The organism is Paenibacillus sp. MER TA 81-3 (assembly GCF_023713585.1).
Lineage (GTDB): Bacteria > Bacillota > Bacilli > Paenibacillales > Paenibacillaceae > Paenibacillus_B > Paenibacillus_B profundus.
Genome location: NZ_JAMAWB010000001.1, coordinates 432,407 through 456,133, shown reverse-complemented (window position 1 = coordinate 456,133; position 23,727 = coordinate 432,407). Strand labels below are relative to the sequence as shown.

Sequence of the window (23,727 nt, the reverse complement as noted above, 5' to 3'; positions counted from 1 at the left end):
GAGCGGCTATATAGGAGAAAGGTTATGAATTAACATAGTAAGTAGACGCAGCACGGTTTCCACCGGAGAAATGGAGAGCCGCTGGCGACCATGCCCGGGTTTATTCTCCGTGCTATTTTAGCGTCTTATATATTAGGTGGCTTTTGTATGGGATGAAAAATCTTCGTTCAATTTCCACAAACAATCAACACGTGTAAAAACATTTGCGGTTCCTATTTACACGTGTTATTACATGTGTTATGATGGAATTAGAAAGGAGGTCAACATGGTCGACCTTGATAAAGCATACTCATCAAGAGAAATCATCAAGATAATAAAAGCAGATGGTTGGGTACATAAAAATACAGAAGGTGACCACTGGCACTTCAAACATCCAACCAAATCGGGTAAAGTAACTGTTGCACACCCCAAGAAAAATCTTAAACGTAAGACAATAAAAAGTATCTTTGAGCAGGCGGGACTAATTTAAGCCCTGCCTCTCCCAAGGAGGTTAACATATATGAAGTACATTTACCCAGCTGTATTCTCTCCCGGCGAGCCAGACGAAGGCGGCTTCACTGTCACATTTCCTGACCTTCCGGGCTGTGTAACCGAGGGTGACACTCTCGACGAAGCCCTATACATGGCGAAGGATGCCCTTGGTGGACACCTTTACCTCATGGAAGATGACAACGATGATATTCCTCAGCCGTCGAAACCAGACGTTATCCAATTGGAAGCCGGTGAATTTGTGTCTCTCATCCAAGCTAATACAGATTTCGTCCGCGAGCGTATTCGCAATAAGGCCGTGAACAAAACACTCACGATCCCGAAATGGCTGAACGATGCAGCTGCAGAGGAAGGGATTAATTTCTCCCAGACGCTGCAGGATGCTCTTAAGCAGAAACTCGGTGTTAAAGACTTCTCTTCATGAGGAGTCTTTTTCTTTTATAGATAACAAAAAAAGTAAAAAACTCTCCCAAGCATCATACGCTCCATTGCCCGAGGGTATCAGAGGACCAAAGTCGGTCGTCGTGCTATCCAGTTGAATCTGGTTCATATCGGTAATGACGCGGACCAGATCGGGGAGCAGTTCAATCTTCTGCTTTGCCTGCAGGTCAGCCACGACACTGCCCTTAATCCGCTCTGAGATACAATACCTAAATGGCCCATCTTCTCCTCGTCCGAATGTCTTCGGATAAAGCACATCCTGAGAAGAGAGTATATCGGCAACATAATGCTCCGTTTGAAACGTATCCACTGCATCGCTGAAGTGGATGACATAATCGCGATGTTCGATCTTAAATGAAAAGACACTGCTGAAATTCCCGCCTTCGATTGCGCTGACATTCTCAGCAGATTGTCTCCAGTGACGCTCTAGTACCGCGTGGACATCCGTAATTGTTAAACTTGGCTTGGCATGGCTCATTTCGCTTCAACCCCTATTAGTTAGTCATATTAATGAATTAAAAGAGAGGCGTACACCTCGATGAGAATAGAAAAAAGCCGTGGAATGAACATAGTTCACCCACGGCCTTTCGTAAACGATCACCACCAATAGACGCATGTCTATCGCAGCAATGTAAACAATAGCAATGATGATAATATGGTTCATGACAAGTAAACATGAACCGTGACATTAAAAAATTACCCCACCTTAATACAGAGTAAGGTTCTCAGTCCAGTTCATATGCAGTTAAAAGATTAACCGATAACCATTGTCAGAAACATAATATTCATCAAAGCGCTAATCCCACCATTTCTTTTATTTGTCTCTAGTATAAGTGCTTTACAGGATATTACAACCTCTTTTATTGTAAAACGCTCACTTACAAATATCAGTACTCTCATTGAGATTGAGGCAACTTAAACCGTAGCGCGAACGATGTAATGTTCAAATGTTGTCGGCAAGCCTCTTTCGGTGGCATGTTCATGAAATATCCTTTCTATTTCAGACATGCATTCATTGATTACCATCTCAAATACGGAAGGCGTTTGACCAAAGCAACGAACTTTAACAACATCCATGGGCTCATGTAAATATTGAATACTTGTCACGGTTTCAACCTGAGCGTGCTCCAGCGCACCTGCTTCCAGCTTATTTTTGATTTTATCTAAAATGGGAGTTCCTTCAGAATGCGGTTCGAAAAGATTGGGGAATAGTTGCGGCAGCTCAGCCGATAAACGATCGCCTGGGTGGAGACCAAGTATTTGTCTGCCCTTCTTCACAACCCTGCCTATATCAACATAAGCTGAAGTTGGGCCTCTGCGATTGTAAACGCAATCAAATTCCCCAGCATCAAACGGTAGTCTGTCTCTTGTATTGCCTGTAACAAATGACACATTTGAAAGGGTGCGATTGCTCCCCGCTATGATGAAGTCGCTTGTAGCATCCAAACCTATGATTTTGTTAACTATCGGACTCCATTGCATAGTGAAGTCTCCATGACCGCATCCAACGTCCAGCACGATTTTATTCCGAACCATTTGCGACACTTTATTTGTAAATAGAGCCTCACCATTAGGCTCCGTAATCGTGGAATTCCATGAATAAGAATACTTCCCTGTCAATTTGCCGATCTGAGCGTACCACGCAAAAGAGTGGGGAGATAACCAATCCTTATGGGTCTTTGGATCTGACAACTTCGGGTACAATAAAACACCTCCTATGAGTCATGAGTTTACATTATAAGACATACCAACATGGATACACAATATATTCCTCAATCATGCCGATTAACTCACATACATTCCCTTCTCTGAGCATTTGGGAGAGTGGCCAAAAGCACCAAGTGACGGATACATTCGCCAGACCCGTACGTAACTCATTACCCCTAGAAAACAGTTCGCTGCACAATTAATCTCTTCTCCCACTAACGCCCTCCTTTGAAGGCCATATCCCTGTATCATTATCCCCGATCAAAAAAAGACAGCCCGCCATCAAGACAAGCCATCTTTGCATCCATATCTGCCAACCCACCATCAAAGAACAGCATTCCATCTCCCATGCCCTAGCGGCGCATCAGGAGCGGATTGCATGCATCCTCTGAAAATTCGTCACGATACGAAGCAGCACTCACTGCCCCTGTTCATGCCGATGTATTATCCATAGCGAAATGTCGGCATCCCCTGAACATCCGTTACGATGCGGAACAAGCTGCCTGCATGAGGCTCGGCTTGCATCTGCGCTTCGCTCAAGCCTTCCCGCGCTGTCGTTATATACAGCTCGTTCAGCTCTCGTCCGCCAAAAGCGCACGAAGTTACGTGCGACGCTGGCACCGCTACGAAACCTATCTGGCGTCCCGTATGTGGATCCCAACGTGACACGCCACCACCGCCCCAATGCGCGATCCAGAGCATGCCTTCGGTATCAATGGTCATGCCGTCCGGGTACCCTTGCTCTGGCGCAAAGGTGATGACCGCTCGCGGATGGCTAATGTTGCCTGACTCCACCTCATAATCCCATGCCCTCACCTGCAGCGTCGGCGTATCGATATAATAAAAAGTGCGGTGATCTAGACTCCAAGCAAGGCCGTTCGATGTCGACACCCCGTCAAGCAGCGTGCTCAGTTGTCCATTCTGCTCGAGCTGGTACAGCTTGCCCGCCTGCGGCTTCCCAATCTTACTCATCGTGCCAGCCAGAAAACGACCTGCCGGATCGCATTTTCCGTCGTTGAAGCGGATGGATTCATCTTGCGTCTCCTCAGGACGAGCGCACAGCTCCGTTTGTCCCGTCTCCATATGGTAGACGTACAACCCGTCCCGCAGCGCAAGCAGCAGCGTATCATCCACCTCCGTCAAGGCAACGGCGCCGACCATCTGCTCCATTTGAATCGCCTGCACCTCTTCCTCGCGCGGGCTCCAGTGAAACACGAATTGAGCAGTAATATCGACCCAATACAGCCGCTGCAGCCGCTCGTCCCATACGGGCCCTTCTCCTAATATCGCTTGGCGGTCAACGACCAGTTCCGCTTGCATCCCCATCTCTCCTTTTTTGCCAACTGTCATTCGACTATAACATGCAATGCTGCACAGCGTCACCCGTCGGGCCAGCTCTTCCTCCGGCACGTCTAGATGCAGCCGACGCGCAGAGATATCGAGCTCGATATCGTCGCCGGCGCGCACGAGCGCCAGCGGTCCGCCGAGCAGCGCTGACGCTGTACATCATTTCACCCGCCTGCTCTATCAACTAAATAACAGGTTAATTGGACAAGGAATAGATAATCTCCGATTTAGTTTATGATACAATGGAGTAATTATAAAAAAGGTGATGAATCTATGATAATTCGATGGGAAGAAATTACGCATGATAATTTAATTCACTTAGAAAAGGCCTTAAATTTATTTGACCAATCATTCCCTATTGAAGTGAGAGAATCACATCGTTACTAATCCTTTTGTACGAAGTAGAGGGCTTGGGGCGAAAACATTATCGAAATTAGAAGAATTATTACATAAAGATGCTGCTGCTGGATATGCTTCGTTAAGTGCAAAATACTTACAACCACCATTGCATGATGGGGGAAACAATATACCTCTAAATCTCTTTATTAAAAATGTTCATAAAGTTGAAATGAACACGGAAGAAATCAGTGAAATAATCCGAGCAATTTACCAAGAGAAATATTACTTTGTGAATAGAATAGATGAAAAAGTTCTTATTAATTGTTTTGAGAAAATGGGATTAATGGAAAAAGCCCGCATCCTCCGATGCGAGCTTCACAGCCAGTGAACTTCATCCGCGGCTGTCCCTCTGCCACTATACCAACTGTACCGTTAGATTAAATAGACCGCTATATGAACAGGTTCAGGTTGGCGTCTTCTGCCCTGCCCAAATATGTGGCGACTCCGCCGATCGTGACACCGTCGATCATCTCTTCCGCCTGGATGCCCATCACATCCATCGACATGGAGCATGCCACCAGCTCCACGCCGAGATCCATCGCATTGCGCATTAGCGTCTCAAGACTATCCACGTTCTTCTTTTTCATAACACGCTTAATCATTTGTGCGCCCATTCCTGCCATATTCATATTGGAGATCGGCAGCGCGTCCGGTCCTTGCGGCATCATTTTCCCGAACATCCGATCCATAATGTCTTTATCCAATCGTGGCGCATTCGCCTTGCGCAATATATTCAGCCCCCAGAAGGTGAAAAACATCGTTACCTTCTTCCCCATCGATGCAGCTCCGGTCGCAATAATGAAGGAAGCAATCGCTTTGTCCAAATCTTGATTGAATACGACGAGCGTCGCGCCTTTCTCCCCCTCCGGTTCGCTGCTAGTGGCCGCAGCCTGACTCTCGGCGGACCGGCCCTTCTGCAGCCAGACGCGGATGTTGTCTTTCTCCATCACTTGCTTCAGCAGCATGTTCCCTGTCTTGCCGCACCAAGCCGCAATATCCTGTGGAAACGCCGGATCGGTAACGGACACCTCGATTACGTCTCCTTCCTCCGCCTTCTGCATCACTTGATATACTTGGCTAATCGGGCCCGGGCACTGCAGCCCGCACACATCTAATTGATAACGGGATTGCAGCTCGCCGCTGAATTCAAGCTGCGGAGGCTCTGTATCGGAAGCAGCCTGCGACGTGGATGAGCCGGGCCCGTGCTGTCCCTGTGCCTCTTCCGGCGATTGCTTCCCGAAGTACATCGAGTACGTCTTATATCCGCCGCTCAAATTGATCGCCTTGAAGCCATTCTGCTCCAAAATTCGCGCAGCCAAGTAACCGCGCAGCCCGACTTGGCAGCTGACATAGATCGGCTCGCTGCCCGGCAGATCGTGCAGACGAGAGCGCAGCTCCCCGAGCGGAATGTTGATCGAGCCCGCAATGAATCCGGACTCGCGTTCGACCGGCTCGCGCACATCGACCAATGTCGCGCCATTTCGAATGAGCTCGTCGATGCGGTCGTAATGAACGACGTCCAGCACGCCGTCCGCCACATTGGAAGCGACATAGCCGAGCATATTCACTGGATCTTTCGCCGAAGAATACGGCGGCGCATAAGCAAGCTCCAGATCCGGCAGATCATGCACCGTTAGCTTGCCTTTAATGGCGGTCGCGATCACGTCAATCCGCTTCTCCACACCGTTCATGCCAACGCCCTGCACACCATAGATTTCCCCCGTCTCCTTGTTGAACGTCATCTTTAGCGATACCGGAAATCCGCCTGGATAGTAGCTGGCGTGAGAAGCCGGATGGATGTGCACCGCTTCGTATGCAGCCTCAAGCCGCTTCAATGTCTTCTCATTATTGCCCGTCACCGCTACAGTCAAGTCGAACACTTTCGCGACGGACGTGCCCAATGTCCCCCGATAAGGGCGCCCCTTCCCATAAATATGATCCGCTACCAGTCTCCCTTGCCGATTAGCCGGCCACGCCAGTGGAATCATCGCCGGCGTCTGTTGAATATAATCCTTCACTTCGATCGCATCGCCAATGGCCCAAATATGCGGATCTTCCGTACGCAGCTGCTCATTGACCATAATGCCGCCGCGGCTGCCAAGTGCCAATCCCGCAGCTTTCGCCAACTCATTTTCGGGACGCACGCCAATCGACAGAATCGTCATGTCAGTCTCCAATGTTCTGCCGCTCCCCAGCTTAACCTTGCGGCCTTCCTCCATAAAAGACGACAGTCCGTCGTTCAAAATGAGCCGAACTCCTTTGTCCCGCAAATGCCGGTGCACGATCGCCGCCATTTCCGGATCCAGCGGCGCCATCACTTGGTCCGCCATCTCAACGATGGTGACTTGAATACCGCGCAGGTGCAAATTCTCAGCCATCTCCAAGCCGATAAAGCCGCCGCCTACGATAAGGGCTTGCTTCGGTCCTGCTTCATCCACGAATTGTTTGATTCGATCGGTATCCGGAATATTGCGCAGCGTAAATACATGCTTCGCCTCGCTCAAGCCTTCAATTGGCGGCACAATCGGCTTTGCTCCCGGTGATAGAATTAACTCGTCATACGATTCCTCGTAGTTCTCCCCTGTCTTCACATTGCGTACAGTGACAACCTTGCGCTCGCGATCGATACCTGTTACCTCGTTCAATGGCCGGATATCGAGATTGAACTTCTTCGACATCCCTTCCGCCGTCTGCACGAGCAGCGATTCACGCTTCGGAATGACATTGCCTATATGGTAAGGCAGTCCGCAGTTCGCGAATGAAATATGCTCACCCCGCTCGAACAGCACAATATGGGACGTTTCATCCAAGCGCCGCAATCTCGCTGCAGCGGTTGCACCTCCGGCGACACCGCCAACGATAACAATTTTCTTCTGGTTCGACATTAGGATCATCCTCTCCTTTTTTATACCCATAGGGGTATATTATAACATCGCTGATGATCCGTCAAATCGGGAATGGCGGCATGAAAACAGCAGCGTACGCCACACATATAAAAACACCGCCTTCCTGAGAAAGCGGTGCAGCCCACACATTTGCCGTGCAGTATAGTCTGTATGTATGTTAATAAGTGCAGCATAAATATTGATTATGCTTTTTCCTTCGGCTCCATTAATCTCTCGGAGTCCACCGTCGGATCGAGCCAATTCTCGATCAACTGCCGTGCATATTGCAGGTCTTCATCATCGAGCATGTAGTACCATATTCCATTAATCATCGCGCCTTCTCCATCCAGCATATAGCTGCTGAATCCAGGGAAGCTGTCTTTCGCAATAATCGACTTCGCCAGGTCAATCATATCCTTGGGGAGCATATCGGTCGTGAAGTTGTCGCCCGCAATTTCCATCAGCTCAGGAATTCGGCCGATTTTGTCGAGCTCAACCGTACGCTCCATGACGGCTTGCAAAAAGATGCGGTTCCGCATCGTTCGATTCATATCCGAATCCTCGCGATATCGCACATAATTCAATGCCTCCAGCCCGTTGTAAATCGGCTTGTTCGCTTCGATTCTGAATTTATCATGGTTCCAATGTTTATTGACAATGTCTTGTGTTATCGGCAATTTGACGCCATCGAGCGCGTCAACCACATCTTTGAACCCTGTGAAGTTGATTGCTGCATAATGATTTACCGGATGCTGAAGCAAGTTCTCCACACTCTCCACGCTCATTTTCGCCTCTCCGAACGCATATGCGTGTGCGATTTTATCCTGTATGTCCTTTCCGACGAGCTCCGCATAGGCATCCCTCGGGATAGACAAGAGCAGAATTCGATTCTCTTTGGGCCGCACGATGGAGTAGATGATTGAATCTGAACGGCCTGCCTCTTTGTCACGTTGGTCAATACCCAGCAGCAGTAGGGAGAATGGAGTGTTCTCTTCGCGGATGACTTCTATTTTTCCGATAATCGGTTTGTACGTTTGTTCCAGCGTCTTCTCTACCCGCTCGGACAGGAACATGTCGAATGCAAGAACCGCAAGCTGCTTGCGAAAGAGAAAGCCTCCAATTGCAAGAATGGCCACTGCCAGCAGTACGATTCCCCATTTTTTATATTTTCTCATAGCCGCTCCTTCCTTCAAATTTTTAAAATCTCATTACACTTTACTTGAAGAAGGAACGCTTTTCCACATCCTAATTGTCATATATGGTATTTTATAGTTAGTTTCGACATTGTTTTTGCTCTCCTTTATAAGTTTTCTCCATTAAATCCTCGTTCTTCCATGGATGAAGCAGTCGATCTGCTCTACTCCGACCTCGACCGCGGACCATGGAACATGAAAAGAAAAACCAGTCATAGGGCATGCCCCACGACCGGCTTGATTGATGTTTAACGCTATCGAACGGCATCCAGTTCCTTTCACCCAACACCGTTCACCGATGAATGCCACCCTTCTTATCACAACCAGCTTGCGATGTTCTGCTGCAAGCGTTCAATCGGCTCCAGACCGGTATCGCCCAGATTGCTCAGCGCAATCAACACAGCATCTTTATCTGTATTCCGGTATAACGTGGAGCGGAATCCCGCCAAGCTTCCATTATGATAAGCCGTATTCCGGCGCTCAGAATATATCATCCAGCCATAGCCTTTGCACAGGCGAACGCTGCCTTCATAGGCAAATAAGAACGAACCGTTAAAGCCTTTGTACTCATGGCCTCTAATGTCTTATGGGGTCAAGCTCAGCCAATATATTTTCCAGGATGCATCCAAACGTTTCTTGAAACGGACCGGCCCGCCCAATAGCATCTCTACGAGCACGCCATCGAGCAGGCACATGAATGACGCCGTGACCGTTCCCACGTCCAGTTGCACCACTTCTGCCCGTTCCATTCCCCGTTCGAACACCGTCACGAGCATTTGCTCCATTTTGTCCAAATAAGCGTTGATATGCTCCATCACCAATGCCTGCAAAGACACGGGCGGGAAAAACATCATCCGCATCAAAAATTTCACGCTATTGTCGTTATCATACCTATCTTTATATTGCGCAATGAGCTCGAATAGCTGATGCTGGACCGTGTTATCTCGGTTCCGTTCGCAAAATTCCCGCAGCAGCTTCAGCTCATCATGAATCGTTTGCTCGATAACTCTCAAGAACAAATCATCCTTGCTCTTGAAATGAGCGTAAATGGACGGTGTCTTGATGCCAACCTGCTCTGCGATGTGAGCCAATGAGGCACCCTCATACCCATTCTCCGCAAAATGATCCAATGCAATCTCTATAATCCGATTCGCGGTCATAATCCCCCTCCTGCTGCCTAACTAACATTAGTTATATTGAAATTTTCACATAGCTTTTAGGCGTTTGTCAAGCAAAAAATCCCCTGGCAGCAATGTCGTACTCTTCATGAGCATCGCTTGCCGGCAGGGGATGCTTGTAACTACATCCGTTGAGAAAATAGTGTCTTCAATTATGATACCAATTTCAAGCCCACAGCTGCGCCGAGCACCATGCCGATGAACAAAATGCGTTTCCATTCACGCGATTCTCCGTACAGAATCATGCCGAGAATGGCCCCCCCAGAAGCGCCGATTCCCGTCCAAATCGCATACGCGGTTCCCATCGGCAGCGTCTCCATCGCCAGCGCCAAGAACACAAAGCTAGCGCCAAAGCCTGCCATCATATAGACAGCCGATTGCCATGTATGTTCCTTATGGAATTTATTAATCATGGAAACGCCTGCCATCTCAAACACGCCGGCCAACAGCAAACTAACCCATGCCATCAGGATTCAGCTCCTTTCTCTGCTTTCTCCTTCGTAACCAGCTTCAAGCCGATAACGCCGCACAACAGCAGAAGAATAAGGAGCACCTTGGCCATGTTGAACGGTTCGCCGAAGAACACGATATCCGCAAAGACAGTACCTGCCGTCCCCAACCCTACGAATACCGCATAGACCGTTCCGACGGGAAGATTCCTCCCAGCCATAATCATGACATAGAAGCTTATGACAATTGCAATAATTGTACCGCTCCAAGTCCACACATCATACGCGTGCTTCAGACCGATAACCCAGAACACTTCAAAGAATGCGGCAATAAACACTTTAATCCAATGAATATTCATGATTCCTACTCTCCTCTTCGCTGCCCATTCTGTCTACACTTACGGAACAAATCAACCTTCACTCATTGTGCGCTATAATAAGGCGATATTATGCCTGCAACAACTTGTTTCCTTCCTCCGTTCAAAAGTAAACAACTCCCTTCTAAGCAAACCTAACTAACATTAGTTAATTGAATTTTTTCACACAAAGAACTTACTGTCAAGAGGTTACATTCGTTTTCCAATATAAATGGTATTGATTCAACCATTATTATTATGAGTGTTCCACAAAGTCCTTTTGTCCACTATCCCCTTAATTCAGTAAACAAAAATCTATCGAACCACCAGTTGATAGGGTGAATCGCTCTTCACTGCTAGGATCAGATCCGCTCTAAAAAGAACAGAATTCCATCCTATCTCAGCAAATAAACCGATACCTTTAATTCCTGAGCTGTTCCTTCCACAATCTGAATGGTGGGGAGAGTGAACAAAAGAACACTTCGACGACCCTCGCCTTGCTCAATCTGAGTAATTGGGATAAAACCGATTGATCGCCACTTGATGCTTGAACCCTGCACTCAGGCAATTTCATAGATAGACCCTATATTACTTTTTACCAAAAGAAAAAAGCAGACCTATTCTCAGATCTGCTCCATACGCTTATTTATATTTATTTGCCTGATACGCTTGCAGCCTAGGCTCTCAGATCGAGCCAAGCCACTTCTTCCGGAGTCAACGCAATTGCAGCAGCATCTTTGCACGATTCCATTTCCGACCGGTTTTGCGATCCGATAATCGCGGCAGTAGGGAATGGCTGATTAAGCACATATGCAAGCGCTATCTGAATCGTCGTGACCCCTTTTTTATCCGCCAGTTGAGCAGCGCGATCGTAGCGTTCCCAGTTCGCATCATTATAAAATACGCGCACGAGGTCCTCGTTCGAGCGATTGTCACGCGTAAAGCGACCTGTGAAGAAACCGCGAGCTTGCGATGACCAGGACATTATCGGAAGCCCTGAGCGCTTATGCCAGGAGAGTGTTTCATCATCTGCACTGATGCAATCGGTCCAATAGGGCTCCTGCGCCTTCGCCAAGCTCAGGTTCGGACTGCTGAACGAGAAGCCGCGCAGCCCGTGTGATTCAGCATACTCATTAGCTTCCTCCAGACGCTGCCACGTCCAATTGGAGCCGCCGAAAGCACGAATTTTACCCTCTTCCACCAGCTCGTTCAACATTTCAAGGATGGCTCCGACCTCCACGTCCGGATCGTCCCGATGCAACGCATACAAATCAATATAGTCCGTGCGCAGCCGCTCCAGACTTATCTCCAACTCCGCCCGAACAGCAACACGATTCACTTGCGGTCCGTGCTGGTTCGGATGGCCGCCCTTGGTCCAGACACGGATCTGATCCCGATTGCCCCGCTCCTCCATCCACATTCCGATCGCTTGCTCGCTCTTGCCCCCGCAATAAATGAATGCCGTGTCAATCGTGTTCCCGCCGATGTCCGTAAAGGAATCTAGGTTGTTACTGACTAATTCATATACTTCAGGCGAAAAATAATCCGAGCCCATAATGAGCTGCGATACCGGCTTTGCCAGACCGTCAATGGACAGCATCTTCATCCAGGTTCACCCTTCCCCACGCATTTTTAGGTTATAGCTACACGTCTGCGCTCATAAGCGGAAGCAAGACATGCGTCAATGACTTGCATATTCAAAATGGCATCATCCGGATTCAGCAAGAGCGGCTGCTCTCCCCAGATGGCTTGCGCCATATTATCCGCTTGCAGCGCATACGCATTCAGCTTCGGTATTTCTTCCTCGCGCTGTCCTTCTTGCGTATGTACGATAAAGTTCGGATCGCCGATAAATGCGGAGGGCACCTCGATCCGGCCGTCGGTTCCCAATATTTCCAATGTGTTGCGGAACGCCGCCCACATGGCGCAATCAAATGTAAGCGCAACCGAATCCGGAAATTCAATCAATCCCGAAGCCATCATATCGACATTGTCATGCTCCGGCGACAAAAAAGCATGGACGGTAGCCGCTTCCGGTTCCGAGCCCAAAATATATCGGGCAGCGCTTATCGGATAACAGCCCACATCATAGATGGAGCCTCCGCCCCAGTCGCGGCGATAACGGACATTGTTTTTGTCACCCGCATTATTGAAGGAGAACGTGCCGTGTATACCGCGAACGGTTCCGATTTCACCGGACTGGACAATCTCACGGATACGCTCGTAGCGGGGATGATGGCGGTACATGTATGCTTCGGCCAGCTTCACGCCAGCCTTGGCGCACGCCTCGACCATACGCCGAGCCTGATCGGCATTTAACGCAATCGGCTTCTCGCAGAGCACGTGCTTGCCTGCTTCCGCCGCGCGAATCGTCCATTCCATATGCAAATGATTCGGCAGCGGAATGTAGACCGCATCGATATCCGGATCATGCAGCAGCTCCTCATAGCTGCCGTATGCCTCCGGTATCTCCAACTGCTCCGTTTTCTCTTGCGCTTTATGAACATCCCTGCTCGCAATCGCGACGACTTCACCCGTCTTTGATGCCCGAATTCCAGGAATAACCGAGTGAATCGCAATAGTAGCACAGCCGAGCACACCCCAACGCAGCTTCTGTTCCATAGCGTCTTCCCCTCCTGCCAATGTTTGGATTCCCTAATCACCAGCTATTATAGAGGATGGCATCTTCAAAATCTATAGAAGCGTTTTCATATGAATATAACGATTTGAAACTAAAAGACAATGCCCCGATCCGATGAGAAACCCAGAATGAATTGAAAAAGAAACAAGAATGGTGGGCGTATCCGCTTCCGTCGCTGTTGAATCCAAGTCATTGGGATGAGACGATGCGGGGATGACTCGGATTCAAAGGCGATCGCCAGGTCTCTTCAGCGGATACCTCCACCCTTGTTTGTTTCGTCTACAACCTTACAGGGTTTCTCAACGGTCTGGCCCCGCTCCGATGATTGGGGCATACCCTGACTATTCCGGAATATTGTTCACAGTTGGATCAGGCACATAGCTTTTTTTGTAATCCAAATAATGAACGTCCGTGACCATTCCGTCTGCCGCATGATGCAGATCATGGCAATGGAACATCCAGTCGCCCGGGTTATCGGCTTCGAAGGCGACGACTATCGTTTCTCCCGGATTGACGTTTAGCGTATCCTTCATAATGGGTGCTCCTGCAATCGGCTTGCCATTCTTGCTCAGCACTTGGAAGAAGTGCCCGTGCAAATGCATTGGATGATCTTCGCTCTTAGACTGATTTACGAAAGTCACCTTCACCCGCTCCCCTTTGTTGACCTTGATCTTGTCCGTATCCGGGAACACTTTGCCATTAATCGTATACACCGTTTTGCCTGCGCGCACCTCGGTATTCAAGTCCATCTTGACATCTTGATCATACGCTTCATTCAAACTGAACTTCGCATTCGCCATCTCACCGTATTTCGCCAAATCCAATGTCGGGTGCATGACAGAGGAATCAGACACGTCTTTGGATGCAGCGGCTGTCTCTCCTTCATATTCGATAAAGGTTCGCATTTGCTTCATTCGCTGTTCCGAGCCATGCTCTTCTATCAGCCACTTGCCCGGGTTGTCCGCTATGAATTCCACATCATATCGCTCGCCTGGTGCAATAGACAACAGCTGATTTTGAATGAGGGCCGGACTGTTAATCGGCTGCCCGTCCGATGCCACCACCTTGAATTCATGTCCGTGAATATGAATCTGATGGGACAGGAATCCGGCATTCACGAAGCGTAAACGCACCTTCTCACCTTTTTTCACCTTAAGAGGCTGTATCGCGTCCCCCATTTTCCCATTGATCGTATACATATCGTACATGCTCATATCGTGTCCTGCCATCGGTTGGACGGATGAGGCATCCGATGAAGCTGCTGCACCATGAGTATCGTGGCCATCCCCTTGCTGCTCCTTCTCCCTATGCTCCATTCCTTTCATTTCTCCATCCATACTATCCGTCGCATCCATGGAATGACTCATCTCCATGTTCATCCACTCATCCAACACCAATGTATAGTCGCGCTCCGCCTTATCATTCCGGTCCTCGACCACAAGTGATCCATACAAGCCTTTATCGACCTGATTCACGCTGTCCTGATGCGAGTGATACCAATAGGTGCCCGGAATGGTCGCCTTGAATTCATAGGTGAATGATTTCCCCGGCAGCACCGCATCCTGCGTCACTCCGGGAATGCCATCCATATCATTCGGCACCGGGTATCCATGCCAATGAATCGATACGGGCTCCTCCAACTCATTCTTCAGAGTAACCTTGATCGTCTCCCCCACCTGTGCGCGAATTTGCGGTCCCGGCACGCTGTTATTGAACGTCCACACCGGCAGCTTCTTCCCTGGCGCGATCTCCAATTCGCTTGCTTGTGCGGTAAGCGTCGCATTGCTTCCATCCAACACCTCAATTGCGCCGGTGAGCCGTCCGTTCGTGTCCTCGATCAAGCCAGATACCGCGGCGTCCGCTCCATGATTCATCCCTTCATGCCCGCTTGCTTGTCTTGCCTTCCCATCTGATCTGCTTTCTTCATCGCTCCCAGCGAAACATCCAGATAAGGCGATCACTCCCGCAAGAGCGGTTATGACGACATAAATATTCAACCATGTGCGTTTGTTCATTGACCCACATCCTTTCATCTGTTATGCACAATTGATTATAAGAAGCAATTTTGTACAAATGTTGTAGATGGCATACCTGTTGGGCAATAACAACACACTTTGGCGCATTACCAGTACTTCTCCTTCATCACAGCACATTGCTGCGCCAATAAGGCAGCATTCCCTATACAATTTGTACAACCTTTTGCGTTACAATAAGGAGGAGCGGATAAGGAGGTTGCTATGAAGGGCACACGGATTCTCGTCGTCGATGACGAGCGAAATATGCGCAATTTAATTCGAATCTATTTGAAAAAGAATGGCTATGACGTCATTGAAACCGATAATGGCATACAGGCGTTGGAGATCATGGAAAGAGAAGCGGCGGATCTCGTCATTTTGGATATCATGATGCCGGGCATGGACGGATGGAGTGTCTGTGAACGGATTCGCGAACGCTGGCCCATCCCGATTCTGATGCTTACGGCACGGACGGATACGAAGGATAAAGTGCACGGGCTGAATATGGGGGCAGATGACTATGTGGTCAAGCCGTTTGATGGGGAGGAACTGGTTGCGAGAGTCGGAGCTTTGCTGCGCAGAGCGCAGGTGAGCCATGCTGACACTGCGTCGACGCCCGCCATTCATGTTCCCGATATGGATATATATCCGGACAGCCGGGAAATTCGCATCAAGGGGGAAGCCGTCGATTTCACACCGAAGGAATTCGAGCTGCTGCTGTTGTTGGCTTCCAATGCGCAGCGAGTATACTCCCGCGATCGGATCGTCGAACAGCTGTGGGACTATGATTATGAGGGCGATATCCGTTCGGTCGATAATCATGTAAAAAACATTCGGGATAAAGTACAAAAGGCACAATTAAGCTACGATCCGATTCAAACCGTATGGGGCGTTGGCTATAAGTTCAACCAGAAAGGGACGTCATCATGAAATGGAATCGCGTCGACGTCAAGATTGGCGCCTCCATGATGTCGTTATTCCTCATCGTGCTCATCCCGCTCGGCATCGTAACCGATCGGATTTTCACTTCATTTTATTACCAAAAGGCCCATCAGGAAGTCATGGAGCTGTCCGCTCATTTCCTCAAAATGGCCGAAGCGCAGCACGGCTTGACCTCGGACGCGGTCTCGACGATGGCGGAATTTTCGAAGGTCGGCATCCATATTTTCGATCGGGATGGCAACGCCACGGGCAGCTCGAATCGCCATTCCCAGAACATAAGCGAGCTTCTGACCCCTGAGGAATGGAAGCGGCTCAAAGCAGGACAGCTTATCGATAAAGAATTCGAATCGCCGGATCAAGAGCCATGCATCGTATCGGGACGAGCCTTCATAAATGACGGACAATTTATGGGCGGCGTCATCATTACATCGTCATTGGACAGCGTGCGCAGCTTTGTCGGGCAGGTACGGCACATGATCGCCATCTCAGGTGTCATCGGCGTCCTGATTGCGCTGGGCTTCTCGCTCGTCTTGTCCCGCCGCATGTCTAAGCCGCTGCTGCATATGGTGCAGGCGACTCGACAGATTGCGGTCGGACAATTGGGAACGAGAGTCCCGGTCACGTCCCAAGACGAGATCGGCTCACTCGCCCATGCCATTAACGACCTAGCTCGGGATCTGCAGCGGCTGCGCGAATCACGCAATGAATTTTTCGCCAATATTTCACATGAACTGAAAACGCCCATAACCTACTTGGAAGGCTATGCGAAGGTCATTTCAGAGGAGCTGTATGAATCGGAGGAAGAGAAGAACGCTTACTTGCAGATCATCTCGTCGGAAGCAGTGCGGCTGAATCGATTAATCAATGATCTGTTCGAATTATCCAAGATGGAAGAAGGGCGCATCGAGCTGATTCCGGAAGCGATCGATCTTATCCCGCTTGTTGAAAGCGCCGTGGCCAAGGTCGAACGCGCTGCCGCACAGAAAGGGCTTGAATTGGAATTCCATACCGAACTGCGGCAAGCATTCGTGTGGGGAGACGGAATGAGGCTGGAGCAAATATGGATCAACCTGCTCGACAATGCCATCCGCTACACGCAAGCAGGCTCCATTCGGGTAAGCATTGTCCCGTTGCAGCAGCAGTATGAAGTATGCGTCCAAGATACGGGCATCGGCATCCCGGAAGAAGAGCTCCCCTATCTATTCGAGCGGATGTATCGAGTGGAGAAATCCCGTTCGCGCGATTACGGCGGAACCGGACTTGGGCTCGCTATCGTCTCCAAGCTCGTCGAGCTGCATCAAGGCCGCATCGATGTGCAGAGTGAACACGGCAAGGGAACGGCCTTCTCCGTCAAGTTGGCCAAGCATGAATCCGATTAAAAACATCTTTTCTTCCTGCGCATAAAAAGAAGATTGTTGTACCACAATAAGGCAGGGAATATGAACATACAAGAAAAGGTGGTTTCAGCATGTACAACCAACAAATGTCCTCGCAGCTCAATCAGTGCGAACAAGTTATTCAGCAATTGATGCAGCAGACACAGCGGGCATCTCAAATGTATCAGCAACTGCTGCAGCAAGAGCAGCAAAACGTATCGCGCCTCGAAGAGTTGGCTCAGCGCGAACGCCAAGCATCGCAGATTATCCAGACCGCGCTGCAAGGACATCAAGTAGCAATGCAGCAAATGCAGCAGGTATCGCAGGTGTGTCGCGAGCTGGAGCATTCGATTCAGACATCGGCCAATGTCGCATACGCGCAGCCGCAATACACGACGGCTTCGTATACGAACCGGGTATAAATGTAGAAGCTGTTCGGGCGGTTGCCGGCAATGCTGCGCAACCGCCCGTTCGGGCTGCTCGCTATACCCGCTTCGGCGTCTTCATGCCTAGCAAGTGCAGGCCGTGCTGCAAGATGCGCGATACAGCCGCGACGAGCAGCAGCTTGGCCGACTTCTCCGCTTCGTTCTCTACGAGAATCGATTCATGATTATAGAAGCGGTTGAAGTGCTTGGCGACATCGAGCAAATATCTGGCGAGGATAGACGGCTCGTTGGATGCGATAGCAGATGCGATGATCTGCTCGTATTGACTCAACGACTTCATACTGGCCCAAGCTTCCTTCCCAGCCAAATACGGATTTGCGGCAGCCTTCGCTTGATCTGCTGCGTATTTCTCCAAGCCGGGTTCCCCCATCGTTTCCAAGCCTTTCTCCAATAGGCGCACCGTTCTTGCATAGGTGTATTGCACGTATGGCCCGGTTTCTCCCTCGAAGCGCAATGCTTCGTCGAGACTGAAATCAACGGATAACGTGCGGCTGTTCTTCAAGTCGCCGAAGACGATTGAACCTACCCCAATCGCTTCCGCAATCTGTTCCTTATCATGTAACGTCGGATTTTTCTCTTCAACAATTGCTAGTGCTTTCCCCTTCGCTTCATCCAGCACTTCATTCAGGAAGACAACCTTCCCTCTGCGAGTCGACATTTTCTTGCCGTCCACCGTCATTAGGCCGAACGCCACATGCTTGCAGTCACGCGCCCACTCATACCCCATCTTGCCCAGCACGGTGAACACCTGCTGGAAATGCAGCCGCTGCTCCGCGCCGACGACATACAGGAGCTTATCTGCCTTCATCACTTCCTTGCGGTAAATGGCCGTAGCCAGATCACGAGTCGGATAAATGGTCGTGCCGTTCGATTTCAGAATGAGACACGGCGGCATCCCTTCCTCATCCAAGCGCACGACCATCGCGCCATCGCTTTCCTCCAACAGGCCTTTTTCCTGCAGCTGCTTCACGACTGCATCCATCTTATCGTTGTAGAAGCTTTCGCCCAATACGTAATCGAATCCAACGCCAAGTCTTTCATAGACGCGCTCGAATTCCTTCATGCTGACGTCCACGAAATACGTCCACAGGCGCACGGTCTCTTCATCACCGTCCTCCAGCTTGCGGAACCACTCTCTCGCTTCATCCTCCAGTTCCGGATGACGCTCTGCTTCTTCATGGAACTGCACGTACAGCTTCAAGCTTTCCTCAATCGGCTTTTGCTGGAGCAAATCATCATTTCCCCAATGCTTATAAGCGGCTATCAGCTTGCCGAACTGAGTTCCCCAATCCCCCAGGTGGTTGACGTTCATTACCTCGTAACCAGCAGTGCGGTACAAGTTCATCAGCGCATTGCCTATCATCGTCGAGCGCAAATGACCGATCCCGAACGGCTTCGCGATATTCGGCGATGACATATCAATAACGATCCGCTTCCCATTTCCGAGAGCGGGCTGCCCATACGTGGGTTGAAGCATGTCATGGAGCAAGGCGCCTGACAGCACAGCCGGATCGAAAAACACATTTACATAGCCTCCCGCCGCCTCTGCACGCATGCCTTCTCCAGCATGCTGCTCATTCACCTGGTTGACAACGTCCGCGGCAATTTGCTGCGGGGCACGCTTCCACGCCTTCGCTAAAGGGAAGCATGGGAAGGCGAGATCGCCCATGTCCGCTTTGGGCGGCTCCTCCAACGATTCGATGATGTCTTCCTGCAACATGTTCAGCATCGGCGCTAACGCCTTTGCCGCAATTACTTTCAACATTCATACCCCTCCAATGTGCTTGAAAATACAAAAAGCCCCCGTCTGCAAGAGACGGAGGCTGAACCTGTCCGTGGTACCACTCTAATTGAATTCAAATCGATCATTATCTGCATGCAACACGCAACGATTCGAAATCCACTTCCTGATTGTAACGGCTGTGCCGGATTTCCCTACTTCCATTCTGGCGTCAGAACAAGTTCAAGAAATCAACTCCCGGGTCCGCTTCCTCCGCACACCGTGCCGGCTTCCACCATCCCGGCTCGCTGCTTCACGGCTTTGTGCTAAGTACTCTCCCGTTCATCGTCATTGTACATTTGATTTTTTCACATTATATCCTTAGTCGCCTGCAAAAATCAACCGTCCGTTTCAAATCGGTTCCCGAATCAACGTTTTTACGAATTCCATCTGCGTATCTGTCCCGGTCACCCGATCATCTACGTTATCGGGTACAAGCAAGTCGGGATAGCAAGCGTCCTCCGCATTGCGTGCCGAGTCTGGCCGCTCGAATATTTTGTAGGACAGTTGGAAGCTCACCCTCGAATGCGGCATCGTAAATAAAATCATATCGCCATAGTGACTCGGCTTGCCGCCTGTCGGCATTCTTTTGACCTCGTTTCTTGTTCATTTTTATTAGTTAATTGATTTATAATTAACCACTTAACTATTTAGCTTATAGCAACCTTTGGTCAACTGCGACCAAAGGTTTAATCGTCATTCACTGCCGATTGGGAAGCATTCAGCTTGTGCAGCAAACGAAGCAATGTCATCTGTTCATCTGTAGTCAAAGGCTGCAGCATAGCGCTTACCGTTGTCTCATAAATGGGCCATGCCTGATTCAAGATGTCCTCCCCCGCCGGAGTAAAATAGACCAGTACGCGTCTTCGATCTGCTTGATCAAGCGCGCGGAGGACCATTCCATCCCGTTCCAACCCTCTCAGCAATCCGCTAATATTGGCGCGCGTGACGGCCAAATCATCCCCCAACTCGGAGGGCAGCGCCGGACTCCCGTGCTGCTGCAGAGCATACAACAGACATAACCGTCCTAACGTAAGACCAAGCGGGGCCAATTGTTCTTCAAGCTGGCGAACCAGCGACACATTTGTCTTATAAGAAGTTAGAAACCATTTAACGGGTATGATGGATTCTTTGAACGGGTCATATTTTATGATGGAAAATCAATCCCTTCATACATAATTAAGCACTTAATTATTTGCCGATTAATATTAAACCTCTAACTCACTCTTGTAAACAACGTGGAATGACCTTGTGCATTATCCAATAGGCAAGAAAATGACTGCGCTCGACGAGAAACCCAGTCACTTAAAGTTTATTTTGATAATTATTTCATTAAAATGTTGATTCTCCGTCAGTTAATCCATACCATTTTAGTGTGTACCCGTCTCGATAACGCTGATAGGCTCTCTCAATCAGTGAGTCGTCTTCAAATTGAATATATCCCGCTAAATATAGTGCCTTCAAATAATCTTCGAACTTCTCATTTCCAAGCGCCATGTCTTCTTGTGATATCCCACAGAAAATACTTGTCTCAAGACCTAGCAAGAATGACATACCTTGCTCTGTAGCACCTGACAAATATGTCTGATCCTCTGAGTTAAGAATGATGTTAATTCCATTGGGATGATAACATTCTAAATACTCGTCAGGGTTAAGCTTAAGAAGTTCCTTAATTCCTCGCTCATCTCGGAATATATAAGCTTTTACAACTGTATTAAAATTAGCATGCGGATCTTTTTCCAAATCAGAAAAATAGTGTATATCCACTTCCTCAGCAAAATAGCAATCTTTAAATCTTTTATTGATTTGCTCTAGAGTGAAAGGATTTGGAATATCTAAAGTCAAGTATTTTTTGAATAACTTGTTGATGTCGAGATTCAATTTTCTCCCTCTTTTCAATTTCATCTTATCGCATTAAAATTAAATTTAGTTGAGAAGGTACTAGAGCATTTTATTCTTGCTGAACTATCGAAGATTATTATCTTTTATTTTTACCCAAAAAATTACTTGTTCCGTAAAAGATATGGCCTGTGTCTCCTCTGCTGCCACCATGATAATGATAATAATAGCGAGTATCGTTATATCCTGTCTGCCAGTGATTCTCAGGTCCTACAAATTTCCCTTGCCCTACTCTCATGGCAAGACCTTTCGCATCCTTATCGCTTACTGCCCATACTTCGTTATGAATACTTGCTTTTAACCATAATTCAGCTTCGCCTTCCCCTAATGGTTTTTCGACAAGTAAAGGTTCTTTGTTTCCATTTCGAGATTTAGCTACATAAAATCTAGGCTTGTCTTCTTTTTTACTTTTGCTGATTGCTTCCGCCATTTCATTGACAAAAGCATATGTTTCTCCAGCCAATTCAATCGTGACAATTGTGACGGCCGCTCCTGCTGTTAACCAACCTATTAATTGTCCAATTCCCCAACCTATCCATGGAAGCGCTGGAACAACAAACATACTATCATTTCCATGCGAATCAGGGTAATCTGAAATATCCGTTCGTGATGAGTTATCGTCCTTTAATTCTATCTGACTGTGATTAAATTACAAATCGGCTTGCGCATTTAATGCATATGTGTGCGTAGCAGTTAAGAAAAAGATAAGGAATGCAGCAACCATTGCAGTCTTGCGAATTAGAGATTGAAAGAAAGATTTTTTTCTCATCGTTTTACGCTCCTACATTTTATTAGCTCTAGTACCCTCTCAAACAATTTCAAAATTCAGCCTCCCTAACGCCTAACATAATGAAGTAAGTTTTTCAATTTATTGGGAAATATATATAATATAACCAAATATTGTTAATGAAGCAAGATATTTTTTTCATCTCTAGATTTTCTAAAATATATATTTACTCTCCTTTTATAGATTTTTTTCTTTTATCCGCTACAAAGATGGCTTGGCTATCCTCACTTAAGTCCACTAAAGAAGAAATTTATTCGGAGTATCTGATTTACACAACAAAAAAGACGACTTTTATTCATTTTTTGAATGAGAAACCGCCTTTTTTTCATCCTTTGTCGGTTTTGAATCATCGGACTCACCCACTAATTTTGATACCTTATTATGCAAAAAAAGGTACAGCCTCCTCATAAATTGAGAAGCTATACCTTTTTCTGGTTCCGGAAAAGATGATGATGCCGTTTTTTCCAGACAGTTCAAAACGATTAGTGTGTTGCTTCAATATTGCCGCGTACCGACTTACCTTTGTTGGTGATCAGGAAATAATACTTATTATTTTTTTCGACATTAAATGTTTTTACATACTCGTCTCTAGTGTTGCCATCTACAACGACAGAGCCATACGTTTCCCAACCGTCATCGTTTACTTGAACTAAAGTATATTTGACTTCGGTGGCGCTGCTTCTGTCGCCTTTTTGCGTAACATATAATTTCACCTTATTGCTGGCTGCATAGAAAGTTCCGCTTTTATCCTTTTCATCTCTGCTTAGTTCGAATCCGTAACCATAGGATGCCAGCGTCCCAAATTCACTTGCTTGATTTTGCGGAGCGGCACTTGCGTTGTGGGCGAATACCGGACTGGCCGAAACCAACATGCACAGTGCGGAAATGGTAAGAATCATCTTTTTCATAAGCTATCATTCTCCTTTATTGTTTATAGTTAGTGAAGTGTACACTTCCTTGTACTATTGTAATAAATTAGTTCAACAATTTTAACTAGACTGTTATTACATTTCCCGGTGGTTTAATGACGTCTTTTGTTAACATCATCTGATAATGCCGATATTTTCCCGCAATATTTCTAAATAAATTCCAGTCTCAATCTAGCGTGAAAGGCATTTGGGAGATGGTTCGAACTTCGTCTTAATCTATGGCAAAAGACGGCCAATGGCCGTCTTCACTCGTTTTCTCTCACTTTGACTTTACGATGCGTCAATCCGTTCCTGAGCCGCATTGAAGCATTTTTTGCACACCTTCAGCGCCGTGCCGTTCCCCTTCGTTCGCGTGTAGAGCAGCTTGATGCGGGTGCTGCTGCAGACCGGACATGTCCCTCGTCCGTGCGACGGCATGTTCCACAATGCTTTGCCGCGTTTGTTCTTCGCCATGAACTTCTCTCTCCC

At 48.2% G+C, this 23,727-nt stretch carries 24 protein-coding genes and 1 other annotated feature; of the genes, 5 read left to right on the top strand and 19 right to left on the bottom strand.

The annotated features are described in order from the left end of the window. The first annotated feature begins 265 nt into the window (after positions 1-265). Positions 266-469 (top strand): type II toxin-antitoxin system HicA family toxin, encoded by a 204-nt coding sequence (locus M3650_RS02055; RefSeq protein WP_251571918.1) that lies wholly within the window; start codon positions 266-268, stop codon positions 467-469. A gap of 30 nt (positions 470-499) precedes the next feature. Beyond that, a complete protein-coding gene (locus M3650_RS02050; protein WP_019420367.1) occupies positions 500-913 on the top strand; it encodes a type II toxin-antitoxin system HicB family antitoxin in 414 nt (137 codons plus the stop codon). Here the strand turns inward: M3650_RS02050 and M3650_RS02045 are convergent. The 12 genes from M3650_RS02045 to M3650_RS01990 all read right to left on the bottom strand — a co-directional run bounded on the left by M3650_RS02045 (position 908) and on the right by M3650_RS01990 (position 15,100). Further along, a complete protein-coding gene (locus M3650_RS02045; protein ID WP_251571915.1) occupies positions 908-1,408 on the bottom strand; it encodes a phosphotransferase in 501 nt (166 codons plus the stop codon). The two genes, M3650_RS02050 and M3650_RS02045, sit on opposite strands and share 6 nt — an antisense overlap. A gap of 437 nt (positions 1,409-1,845) precedes the next feature. After that, positions 1,846-2,634: a class I SAM-dependent methyltransferase gene (locus M3650_RS02040; protein WP_251571914.1), complete on the bottom strand. Its 789-nt coding sequence runs from the start codon at positions 2,632-2,634 to the stop codon at positions 1,846-1,848. Between the two features lie 447 nt (positions 2,635-3,081). After that, a complete protein-coding gene (locus M3650_RS02035) occupies positions 3,082-4,128 on the bottom strand; it encodes an SMP-30/gluconolactonase/LRE family protein (RefSeq protein ID WP_285848254.1) in 1,047 nt (348 codons plus the stop codon). 644 nt (positions 4,129-4,772) lie between these two features. Continuing rightward, entirely contained in the window at positions 4,773-7,268 is a 2,496-nt protein-coding gene (locus M3650_RS02030) for a CoA-disulfide reductase (protein ID WP_251571910.1), read from the bottom strand. A 203-nt stretch (positions 7,269-7,471) separates the two neighbouring features. Beyond that, the gene (locus M3650_RS02025; RefSeq protein ID WP_251571908.1) at positions 7,472-8,443 is read right to left on the bottom strand and encodes an LCP family protein; all 972 of its coding nucleotides are present in this window, start codon (positions 8,441-8,443) and stop codon (positions 7,472-7,474) included. Positions 8,444-8,778: 335 nt separating this feature from the next. Continuing rightward, the gene (locus M3650_RS02020; protein WP_251571906.1) at positions 8,779-8,955 is read right to left on the bottom strand and encodes a hypothetical protein; all 177 of its coding nucleotides are present in this window, start codon (positions 8,953-8,955) and stop codon (positions 8,779-8,781) included. A gap of 90 nt (positions 8,956-9,045) precedes the next feature. Further along, the gene (locus M3650_RS02015) at positions 9,046-9,621 is read right to left on the bottom strand and encodes a TetR/AcrR family transcriptional regulator (protein ID WP_251571904.1); all 576 of its coding nucleotides are present in this window, start codon (positions 9,619-9,621) and stop codon (positions 9,046-9,048) included. 170 nt (positions 9,622-9,791) lie between these two features. Further along, positions 9,792-10,106 carry a DMT family transporter gene (locus M3650_RS02010; protein WP_251571902.1) on the bottom strand — a complete coding sequence of 105 codons (315 nt, stop codon included), beginning with the start codon at positions 10,104-10,106 and terminating at the stop codon, positions 9,792-9,794. After that, positions 10,106-10,447 carry a DMT family transporter gene (locus tag M3650_RS02005; RefSeq protein ID WP_019420380.1) on the bottom strand — a complete coding sequence of 114 codons (342 nt, stop codon included), beginning with the start codon at positions 10,445-10,447 and terminating at the stop codon, positions 10,106-10,108. Before M3650_RS02005 ends, M3650_RS02010 begins: the two co-directional genes overlap by 1 nt. Positions 10,448-11,120: 673 nt before the next feature. Next, positions 11,121-12,050: an aldo/keto reductase gene (locus M3650_RS02000; protein ID WP_251571900.1), complete on the bottom strand. Its 930-nt coding sequence runs from the start codon at positions 12,048-12,050 to the stop codon at positions 11,121-11,123. Positions 12,051-12,076: 26 nt separating this feature from the next. Then, on the bottom strand, positions 12,077-13,066 hold the full coding sequence (locus M3650_RS01995) for a Gfo/Idh/MocA family protein (protein WP_251571898.1): 990 nt from the start codon (positions 13,064-13,066) through the stop codon (positions 12,077-12,079). 360 nt (positions 13,067-13,426) lie between these two features. Beyond that, a complete protein-coding gene (locus M3650_RS01990; RefSeq protein ID WP_251571896.1) occupies positions 13,427-15,100 on the bottom strand; it encodes a multicopper oxidase family protein in 1,674 nt (557 codons plus the stop codon). 222 nt (positions 15,101-15,322) lie between these two features. Between M3650_RS01990 and M3650_RS01985 the strand changes: the two genes are divergently transcribed. The 3 genes from M3650_RS01985 to M3650_RS01975 all read left to right on the top strand — a co-directional run bounded on the left by M3650_RS01985 (position 15,323) and on the right by M3650_RS01975 (position 17,840). Next, a complete protein-coding gene (locus tag M3650_RS01985; RefSeq protein ID WP_251571894.1) occupies positions 15,323-16,030 on the top strand; it encodes a response regulator transcription factor in 708 nt (235 codons plus the stop codon). Beyond that, complete coding sequence (locus M3650_RS01980; protein WP_251571891.1) at positions 16,027-17,421, top strand: sensor histidine kinase; 1,395 nt, start codon at positions 16,027-16,029, stop codon at positions 17,419-17,421. The genes M3650_RS01985 and M3650_RS01980 overlap by 4 nt, the downstream gene beginning before the upstream one ends. 89 nt (positions 17,422-17,510) lie before the next feature. Further along, on the top strand, positions 17,511-17,840 hold the full coding sequence (locus M3650_RS01975) for a hypothetical protein (RefSeq protein WP_019425129.1): 330 nt from the start codon (positions 17,511-17,513) through the stop codon (positions 17,838-17,840). 61 nt (positions 17,841-17,901) lie between these two features. Here M3650_RS01975 and argS read toward each other — a convergent pair whose 3' ends face one another. From argS to M3650_RS01940, 7 genes are all read right to left on the bottom strand, one after another. Next, positions 17,902-19,629, bottom strand: a complete 1,728-nt coding sequence (argS, locus tag M3650_RS01970) for an arginine--tRNA ligase (protein ID WP_251571889.1) — start codon at positions 19,627-19,629, stop codon at positions 17,902-17,904. 44 nt (positions 19,630-19,673) lie between these two features. After that, positions 19,674-19,939 (bottom strand) — a binding site (T-box leader). 56 nt (positions 19,940-19,995) lie between these two features. Then, positions 19,996-20,229, bottom strand: a complete 234-nt coding sequence (locus tag M3650_RS01965; protein ID WP_251571887.1) for a hypothetical protein — start codon at positions 20,227-20,229, stop codon at positions 19,996-19,998. 104 nt (positions 20,230-20,333) lie between these two features. Continuing rightward, the gene (locus M3650_RS01960) at positions 20,334-20,726 is read right to left on the bottom strand and encodes a MarR family winged helix-turn-helix transcriptional regulator (RefSeq protein WP_251571885.1); all 393 of its coding nucleotides are present in this window, start codon (positions 20,724-20,726) and stop codon (positions 20,334-20,336) included. A 250-nt stretch (positions 20,727-20,976) separates the two neighbouring features. Further along, positions 20,977-21,525 carry a pyruvate kinase gene (locus tag M3650_RS01955; protein WP_251571883.1) on the bottom strand — a complete coding sequence of 183 codons (549 nt, stop codon included), beginning with the start codon at positions 21,523-21,525 and terminating at the stop codon, positions 20,977-20,979. 97 nt (positions 21,526-21,622) lie between these two features. After that, positions 21,623-22,105 (bottom strand): hypothetical protein, encoded by a 483-nt coding sequence (locus tag M3650_RS01950; protein ID WP_251571880.1) that lies wholly within the window; start codon positions 22,103-22,105, stop codon positions 21,623-21,625. A 707-nt stretch (positions 22,106-22,812) separates the two neighbouring features. Continuing rightward, positions 22,813-23,238 carry a hypothetical protein gene (locus M3650_RS01945; RefSeq protein WP_233695508.1) on the bottom strand — a complete coding sequence of 142 codons (426 nt, stop codon included), beginning with the start codon at positions 23,236-23,238 and terminating at the stop codon, positions 22,813-22,815. A gap of 291 nt (positions 23,239-23,529) precedes the next feature. Further along, positions 23,530-23,712 (bottom strand): RING finger protein, encoded by a 183-nt coding sequence (locus M3650_RS01940; protein ID WP_233695507.1) that lies wholly within the window; start codon positions 23,710-23,712, stop codon positions 23,530-23,532. Positions 23,713-23,727 lie beyond the last annotated feature (15 nt).